Annotated in this window: 6 protein-coding genes and 1 pseudogene; 4 read left to right on the top strand and 3 right to left on the bottom strand. The window is 34.9% G+C overall.

From position 1 onward, the window contains the following. Window positions 1-226 precede the first annotated feature (226 nt). A complete protein-coding gene (locus AC3DU7_RS17765) occupies window positions 227-1159 on the top strand; it encodes a lipid kinase (protein WP_488040648.1) in 933 nt (310 codons plus the stop codon). A gap of 124 nt (window positions 1160-1283) precedes the next feature. Here the strand turns inward: AC3DU7_RS17765 and AC3DU7_RS17770 are convergent. After that, window positions 1284-1460: pseudogene (locus tag AC3DU7_RS17770) on the bottom strand (element excision factor XisI family protein); the annotation flags it as partial. A 497-nt stretch (window positions 1461-1957) separates the two neighbouring features. Here AC3DU7_RS17770 and AC3DU7_RS17775 point away from each other — a divergent pair. From AC3DU7_RS17775 to AC3DU7_RS17785, 3 genes are all read left to right on the top strand, one after another. Beyond that, the gene (locus AC3DU7_RS17775) at window positions 1958-2581 is read left to right on the top strand and encodes a 7-carboxy-7-deazaguanine synthase QueE (RefSeq protein ID WP_488040649.1); all 624 of its coding nucleotides are present in this window, start codon (window positions 1958-1960) and stop codon (window positions 2579-2581) included. A gap of 620 nt (window positions 2582-3201) precedes the next feature. Continuing rightward, window positions 3202-3342, top strand: a complete 141-nt coding sequence (locus AC3DU7_RS17780; protein ID WP_488040650.1) for a hypothetical protein — start codon at window positions 3202-3204, stop codon at window positions 3340-3342. A 151-nt stretch (window positions 3343-3493) separates the two neighbouring features. Next, window positions 3494-4072, top strand: coding sequence for a hypothetical protein (locus AC3DU7_RS17785; RefSeq protein WP_488040651.1), 579 nt, complete (start codon window positions 3494-3496; stop codon window positions 4070-4072). 959 nt (window positions 4073-5031) lie between these two features. Here the strand turns inward: AC3DU7_RS17785 and AC3DU7_RS17790 are convergent. Together AC3DU7_RS17790 and AC3DU7_RS17795 are read right to left on the bottom strand one after the other, a co-directional pair. Further along, window positions 5032-6804: an SUMF1/EgtB/PvdO family nonheme iron enzyme gene (locus AC3DU7_RS17790; protein ID WP_488040652.1), complete on the bottom strand. Its 1773-nt coding sequence runs from the start codon at window positions 6802-6804 to the stop codon at window positions 5032-5034. Between the two features lie 420 nt (window positions 6805-7224). After that, window positions 7225-8544, bottom strand: coding sequence for a HEAT repeat domain-containing protein (locus AC3DU7_RS17795; RefSeq protein WP_488040653.1), 1320 nt, complete (start codon window positions 8542-8544; stop codon window positions 7225-7227). Window positions 8545-8770 lie beyond the last annotated feature (226 nt).

Consider the following 8770-nt stretch of genomic DNA (forward strand, 5'->3'; position numbering starts at 1 on the left):
CCCTGTTCCCTAAAATTTACCATATCTCTCAACTCAAATAAAATTGCTATATATAGCAATCAGGAATCAGTTGTGAGAATTGAGGTGTTCCTTAAAAGTATGGAATATATCAATTATTATATTCATATGATACGTTTTTTTCTTCTTCCCTATTCCCTATTCCCTGTTCCCTGTTCCCTAAAATTTACCATATCTCTCAACTCAAATAAAATTGCTATATATATATATGAATACAAAAAATATTGAATCAAAAAAAGCTCTTTTATTGGTTAATCCTAATGCTAGAAAAGTTACTAATAACTTATCTTTAGCTTTAAATTATTTACAAGATTTTGGCTTAGAAGTTATTTGTAAAGAAACTGAATCTCCCCAGGATTTTAACCATTTTATTCAAAACTATAAAAACCAAGTAAATATGGTAATTATTGGTGGTGGAGATGGCACATTAAACTTGGCAGTAGATGCTCTAGTAGAAACAGGTTTACCATTGGGAATTTTACCATTAGGTACTGCTAACGATCTAGCTAGAACTTTAGGAATTCCTATTTCTTTATTTGAAGCTTGTCGAGCGATCGCTACAGGGAAAAAACGTTATATAGATTTAGGTGTAGTTAATGGTAAATATTTTTTCAATGTTGCTAGTATCGGATTAAGTGTAGATATTACTAACAATTTAACTAAAGAAGCCAAACGTCGATGGGGTGTATTAGCTTATGCTATTACTGCCACTAAAATGATTTTAAAAAGTCGCCCTTTTACTGCCGAAATTCACTGCAACGGTGAAACAAAAATAGTTAAAACTATGCAAGTTGCGGTAGGAAATGGCAAACATTATGGAGGTGGTATGACTATTGCTCACGATGCTGCAATTGATGACCAAAGGCTAGACTTATACAGTTTAGAAATCAAATATTGTTGGCAATTTATTGGTATGTTGCCTTCTATATGGCAAGGAAAATATCAAGAAAATTTTGGATTTCGTTTCCTTTCTGGTTCCGTATTTAATGTTTATACCCGCAAACCTCGTCCCATTAATACAGATGGGGAAATTGTTACTTATACTCCAGCACATTTCCAGGTAGTTCCTTTAGCTTTAGCCGTTATGGTTCCCAGAAAAGTAACTGTTGAAAAGGAAAAACTTAATCCTGTAATTGATTAGATTAATCAAAATTTCTTGATTTATAGCGACTCCAATTAACGTATCTCATACTCGGTAAATTGTCTCATGTAGGGGGAATGAAATCCTAAAAAATATCGTGTTTGAGAACTCCTAATGTTACTAATTATTCAGCAATATCGACCTCGGTTCCGTTGTATTGTATCCAGATTTTTTCGTCTATAATATCCATGTGCATAATACAGCAATAAATTCGTCTCCTTTTATGCCAACAAACCCTAAATAATAAATTATTGTCTCCTTCCCGATGAAAAATTAATTCGGTTCTGACATCTTCTAAATCGAGTTCGTATTGCCCGTATTAGGAAATTACTTTTTTAATTTATTCTCGGTATTTTTCTAGTTTTTCCATTCAATAATTACCGAAAAATTGTGGTCCAAATCCTCCTCTTTTAAGGGGATAAAAAAAAGAACATTCCTTACTTCTTATTGCAGAGGTACTGATAACTGATAACTGATATAGCACTACGCATTCAGGTTAGGACATTAATAGAAGCTTTTGAACTTATGCAAGCAATAACTGAGGTGAGGTTATAGCCAATTTCATTAATTAATTTTAATGCTCCTTAGTGGATAATTCCTCTCTAGTATGATAATGAATTAATAACAAATAGCTGATAGCTGACGGCTGACAGCTGAATGCTTAGCAGCTATCAGCTGATGATTGAGACCGACACGGAGACACGGAGACACGGGGATGATAGTCGATCCTCTCTGATAAAATCATCCCACAATTATGCAATGCCGACTTTTTCAGCAAACCCTATTTATAACTCAAACATGACAGAAAAACTCATAATTCCTATACATGAAACATTCCAAAAAACTATTCAAGGAGAAGGCTATTGGGCAGGTACACCAGTAGATTTTATTCGTCTTGCTGGTTGCCCAGTAGGGTGTCATTATTGTGATACTGGTTATGCCGATGGAGGAACTAATTTACCAAGAAAAATTAAAACTTTTGATGAATTAATTAATGAATTATTTTCTCCCAGAGTTGTTATTTCTGGTGGTGAACCTTTTATCCATAAACAGTTACCTCATCTAGTTAAAAAAATAGAAGCTACTGGCAGACAAGTTTCCATAGAAACTTCAGGTTGCTATTGGCAAGAAATTTCACCTCAGACTTGGATAACCCTTAGCCCTAAACAACATATTAGTCCTAAATATCCAGTTGTAAAACAGATGTGGATGAGGGCTTCAGAAATAAAATTAGTAATAGAAACTGGTAAAGAGTTAGAATTTTATAGTAAAATTTTATTGGCAAATAATAATATTCCAGTCTTTATCCAGCCAGAATGGTACAACCGTAATTTTACATTACCATTAGTCTTAGAGTTACTTCAAAAATATCCTAGATACCGCCTATCCGTGCAGCTACATAAATATCTAGGGGTACAATAAATTTATAACAATTCAATTTAGGAATAAGAGCTATGTAAAAAGTAAGTTGAAACCCAATTAAAATTCAAGGCCATTAATTTTTTTCAGACTGAGAATATTTGATCCTAATATCTGTTCTAGAAGTTAAAAAGCTCAGATTCAAAGTTTAAGACTTTAGTTCTATCCCTTCTCCTAATTTTGTCTTCCTATCCTAGAAAATAACGCAAAAAAAAGCTGTCTATTTGGACAATAAACAGCTAGTTCAGAACTGCAGATGGAGATACACCCTGATAGTTAAATGAAATAAAGTAGATGCCCCTGATGGATAACTCCTAGATGGACTAATTACCTGATGGTTTAACTCCCTAATGGCTTAGTCTCCACATCCCAAATAGCAGGATTGGGGAGAAAATAGTAATAAGACTACTAACACCTCACTTCCGGCTTTTGTGATCCATCAGGTCGTGCCTATGCTTCTTTTATAATTGCAGACTGATTCATCGGAAGACAAGAGGTCTTTTGCAACAACCCACTTTTTATAGGTTGCAGAATATCGCGAGTCTATCTAAAACACTAGACAGGGTTCATCTACTACTATGAAACAGAATATTATCATTTTTGGGTTAATAGCCTCCGCCGGCTTGACATTTTGCCAAGTACCGAAGGCCACAGCTTGGGGTTTAAGGTCATCTAATGAAGCTAGCATCGAAGTGAGTATGATTGCTAGTTATGAAGGCCGTGATGAAGATGGGAATGAAGAAAACATAAACACAGATGGATGAGAATAAACTATAAGTAAGGCCGAAATAACTTCCTTGAGACAGTAAAGACAGATTAGACTGGATATTCACAGATGGGTAGAACTTTATGCTACTAATTAGGGTTCTACCCTCCATTATCCTTGTATTATGTTCTGATTAATATTATCGAAAAATGATGGACACAACGACTACTACACGAAGAAAAAGGATTATTACAAGAACTGCAGAAAGAAGACAAGCAACTCCTAAAGAGAGAGAATTAATCCATCTGTTAGCTAATCTTGGATGTAGCTGTGCAAGATACGCTTTTCAGCACTCGTCCAAAAAAGGGCAAATACCTGCTGAAGACCGAAAACATTTGGCAGAGTGGCACTATCTCCGGTTGCAGCAAATTCGTCGGGTAGAAAGAGGTCTCGAACCTGTGGCCCAACTTAAGCGGGTTTACTATCGAAGTCAACTAAGTCCGAGGTCTCTTAAGTCCCTAAAACTTCTATGGGTTGAGGAGGACAAACCAAGGGTGAAGCGAGTTAGTCCAGAATTGGATGAGTTATTAAGTTTAGCCCTTAATTTAGGAGATACTCTCAAGCAGATATTTCACATTGTTGAATGTGGGGAAAGGGTATTCTCTAGAACTCCTCAAACAGGAGTAGGAGTTGTGCCATTATGGGTTCATGAGTGGGAAGAGTCGGACTATGATATTAATTTCTTTCCTCCTTCTTTTCCTGATTGGGCTAATATTGTTGATGACTAATTTTCTGACACAGATTAAGTCTTGAAGAAGGCAGCTATGCTGTGCAAACAGCATTCCGCACCGAAAGGCAGAAAGGAAAATTACTTATGGATATTTAATGCTCGGCCACTACGTGTCTTATAACCCTAAACAATTTTCAACACCGTTTAAACGGTGGGGTATTAAACCCGCAAAAGAAAATATAAAGTCCCATACTATGTGCAATTTTTAACCGGCTTAATATTTGCGATAGTTTTTGGTCAAACTCTCCCTTGAAATTTTTGCTAAATATTATCTAAATATTTCGGCGGGGAGAGCTTGAAAATCTCGGTCGGGGATTTGAAAGTTACAAAAATTAATTTTTTTCAATAAAATTTAAACTTATTTGAAGAAGGAAGAAGCAAGAAGGAAGAAAAATTGATGGGGACTTAAACCCAAAATAAAAAGATAATCAGGAGCCAGAAGTCAGAATTCAGGAGTCAGAATTTAGAAGGCCCGGAAGAAAGATAATTTAGAAAGATTTGGCAATGACTATTTAGATATAAGCGTGAAAATTCAAAATAAAATCAATTATTGTACATATAGCAATGTGCGCTGGCATATTTACAAATTTCAGGAACTGTCCAATAGCTAAAATTTTATATCTCACATTCCGCACGTCAAGAGTGTAGCATTAAAAGTAGGATGAATAATGATGACTTGGCAAGTATTTACACTGTATAAATCATCGTTATTGACCTTTTTCATGAGTCAAAATTTCAGGAAAATATTAAGTATAAATACAAGATCAAACCAGACATAAGCTGCACATCATTTCCTAATGACTACTGACTACTGACTATTGACTACTTGTCTTTATATTACATTTTGTCGTGCGGAATGTAGGTTATATCATAAGCTTTTTATCTCCCCTACTGCCAAATGAGCTGCGCACAGCGCTATAAATAATCAATTATTTCCCCCTACTTCCTACTCCTTTTTTATCTGGAGATGACTATGGAAACAGGGTGAGAAACTGCCACTCTAAAACCTACTGACTTATACTTACTTCTGGGAGTTTTCCAATTTCTATTGGCACTACGACAACCTTTAGAATAGTTTAAGTATCCTCCTCCTCTCAAAATTCTGTAGTTATAATTGCCGTCTTTTTCCCACACACTACCATCTGAAGGAGCGCCCTGATAATTATTATGCCAGGGATCGGCGCACCACTCCCAGACATTGCCATGAAGATCGTATAATCCAAAAGCATTGGGTGGAAAACTACCTACATCTGTTGTTTGTTCGCGATAATTTTGTTGTAATGAACAGGCATAAGCTTCTTCGCCATTATAGTTTGCTAGGTCAGTTATTAGATTATTACCAAAGTAAAATAGTGTAGTTGTTTCTGCTCGACAAACATATTCCCATTCTGCTTCTGATAGTAACCGATAAGTTTTTCCAGTTTGAGCAGATAGCCGACGACAAAATTCAATTGCGTTATACCAAGATACCATTTCTACTGGTCTATTTTCTCCTTTGAAGTAAGCTGGATTTTTGCCCATCACTGCTTGCCACTGCCTTTGAGTAATAGGATATTTACTAACAAATAAAGGTGATATTGTAACTTTGTGTTGTGGGGTTTCTGTTTCCCATTTTTCTGCTGTTTTTTTTGGGTAACCCATCAAGAAAGTATTGCCTGGAATAGATACCATTTCTAGAAAAATATTATTGGCAATATTTTCAATGAATTGTTGAGTTTCTCGTTGCTCTTTTATATTTTCAATTATTTCGCATTTTGGGCTAATTTTGATTTTTAAAGATTCAAATTTAAAGCTTTCCAATTCGAGTTCAAAACTAGAATCAACAGTTAGTAATTCTGAAGGAGTGTCTGTAATTATTGGCAGAGTTACTGGTACAGTTGAAGGGGAATTAGTTATAAAAAATTCTTGTACTGGTGATAATAAAGTTAACCATTCAGCAACAAATTGAGGTCGTTCTTCTGGCTCTAATTTCATGCCTTGAATAATTGCATTATTGACTCGATCGCTAATTTGGGAATTATATTTTTTTGGTGGAATTAATGGTATTTTTCCTTCTTGCCTGACTTTTGCTGGTGTAGGCATTTCACCTGTCAATAAAACGTATAGGGTTGCTGCTAGAGCATATATATCGGTAAAAGCTCCCCGTTTTGCTCGTCTTTCGTATTGTTCAATTGGTGCAAAATATAATGTACTATCAGTTGTATGAGTTTGTACGCTGCCACTATTAAATTCTCGTGCCAAACCAAAATCAATTAATACTGCTTCTAAAGTATCTCGGCGTAGGAGAATATTTTGAGGTTTAACATCCCGATGCAAAAATCCTTGATTATGTATAAATGTTAGTGCTTCTCCTACTTGTTTAATTAGATGTATTGCTTCACTTTCTGATATAATTCCTTCTTGTTCTTCACGATAAATTCCTAAGTCATCCCCATCTATATATTCCATCACCATGCACCATAATTTATTTTCTTTAAAAATGCGGTGAACTTCTACAACATTGGGATGACTACATTTTGCTAAACATAAGGCTTCATTTAAAAAGTTTTCTTGATATTTGTCAAAGTTTGGTTTACGTTGTACTCGATAATTGAGAGTTTTAATCGCAACTAGTTGATTAGAGCTTTGCTCTAAAGCACGGTAAGTAATACCGAAACCGCCAATACCAAGCAAGTCTTGAATTATATATTTGCCATTTTGTAATTGTTTACCTGATTTCCAGTATTTCATTTTATTAATAGGGGATTCAGGATTTTAAGTTATCCCTGGAATTAGAGCAAAACATAGGGGCAAACTATACCTCATGTTATGATACAATAGCATAGTTTTGACTCAGAAGGAAGAATGAATAAGGAAGAAAAAATAGATGGGGATAGTCAACGACCTGCCACTTCTTGTCTACAAACCCCAACCAAATTGTAAATAACCTGTAGAAGGTGGGGTATTAAACCCAAAATAAAAAGATAATGGAGGTTTTAAGTCTCTAAGCATCAAAGATAAAAAAGAAAAAAAGTCTTAATTTTTTATTTCCCTTAAATACTAATTCTTTCTTCCAAGATAATAAGTTAATAACTTATAGCTGAATGCTGACTGCTGACTGCTGTTTGCGGAGCATTCCGGTACGGAAAATGCTGACCGCTGACTGCTATTTCAATAATTCCATTCAGCAATAGCTGTAGCTATTCCTATTTTTAACTCAGAATTTATGTTGGATTTTTGAGATAAATAAATAAGTTGTTGATATGCTCTTTCTGGATTTAATTGTTTCAATGCTGCTATACAATGAAGCCTAATACTAGCATCATCTTCTTCTAATAACTGAATGAGATAATCTAGAGCGCGAATATCTCCCAAATATCCCAATGCTAAAACTAAAGAATTTTTGACACGGACGCTTTCTAAAACTGAATTATTACTTCTGAGAAATTCAATCAAAATTTCTGTAGCTTTTGGCTTTAATTCTTGACGCTCAATTTTACCTAATGCTGTAATAATCTCATTCACAATTTGTGGCTGATATTCTACTGCAACTAAGCAATTATCTCCGAGTAAACTTTGTAGATATTCCACAGATACTTGAGTTTCAACCCAACCTAAAGCACGCACCGCATCCAACTTTAAAAAAACTGGAACATTAGTGGTTTGTAACAGTTCAAATAAAGCCATTGCTGCTGTATCTGTACCGATTTTTCCCATAGCGATCGCCACTTGTTGACAAACTTCAAAATTAATATCCCACAGTAAAGGTTGTAGCAACTTCACCACACCTAATTCTTCGTCTAAATTAGCATAAGCACTCAACCCTATTACTGCTTCTTTTCTAACTTGAGCTACTGTATCTTTTAAAGCTGAAATTAAGACAATCGGCAAACGAGAATCATAGTAGTTACTCAAGGCATTAATTGCAGCCTTTCTAACTTCATCATCATCGTCTTTTACTACAGTTAATAATGGTGTGATAGTGCTAGGAGAATTAATTTTTGCCAAAGCTTTTGTTGCTAATAGTCGTGAATCTGGGTTTGCCAATAAATCTGTTAAAATATCAACTGCTGAATCTCCCAAAACTGCCAAAGTATCTGCTGCTATTTCTTGTAAATCTTCCGCCTCAGAACTAATAATTACACTTTTCAGAACTTCTCGAACTTCATCACTGTTAAAATCTGCCAATATCCGAGCGACAAACCAACGTTTTTCTAGATCTAAATTCTCATCCTGAATAATTTCAATTAACGGAGCGATCGCTGGTTTACCAATTTGTTTAAATAGTTTATTAATATCCCATGTTTCTTGAAAATCTCCATTTTTTAGAACTGTTATTGCTAGGTCGAGAACCACATCTAAATGAGAATTTTCTAACAAATTAACACGAGTATTTTGAGATGCTAAGAAAAATTGCTGTAAATACAGATTAACTAAAGACCAATTTTTTTCTTGACTAGCTATTTTTGCTTGTTCGAGTATATTTGACATAACTGAATAATTTTTTAAATATTAAGCTTGAAATATAGCAATATAAATCTTTAGAAAATAGGGAACAGGGTTAAGGAAGTCAGAAGTTAAAAGTCAGAAGTCAGAAGTTATTTTTGTAACGGTGATTTGATCTTCTCTCCAAAAATATTTCCCCCTAAAAGACGGGGTTTTAGGTAAGCATTCAGCCGTCAGCGCTTCAGCGCTTCAGCTATTGCTTTTAGTGAGC

This window comes from Okeania sp., assembly GCF_983059655.1.

Excerpts from the sequence above, each read along its gene's own strand:
- AC3DU7_RS17765 (WP_488040648.1), top strand. The coding sequence starts at position 227 with ATGAATACAAAAAATATTGAATCAAAAAAAGCTCTTTTATTGGTTAAT.
- AC3DU7_RS17795 (WP_488040653.1), bottom strand. The coding sequence starts at position 8,544 with ATGTCAAATATACTCGAACAAGCAAAAATAGCTAGTCAAGAAAAAAAT.
- AC3DU7_RS17785 (WP_488040651.1), top strand. The coding sequence starts at position 3,494 with ATGATGGACACAACGACTACTACACGAAGAAAAAGGATTATTACAAGA.
- AC3DU7_RS17790 (WP_488040652.1), bottom strand. The coding sequence starts at position 6,804 with ATGAAATACTGGAAATCAGGTAAACAATTACAAAATGGCAAATATATA.
- AC3DU7_RS17775 (WP_488040649.1), top strand. The coding sequence starts at position 1,958 with ATGACAGAAAAACTCATAATTCCTATACATGAAACATTCCAAAAAACT.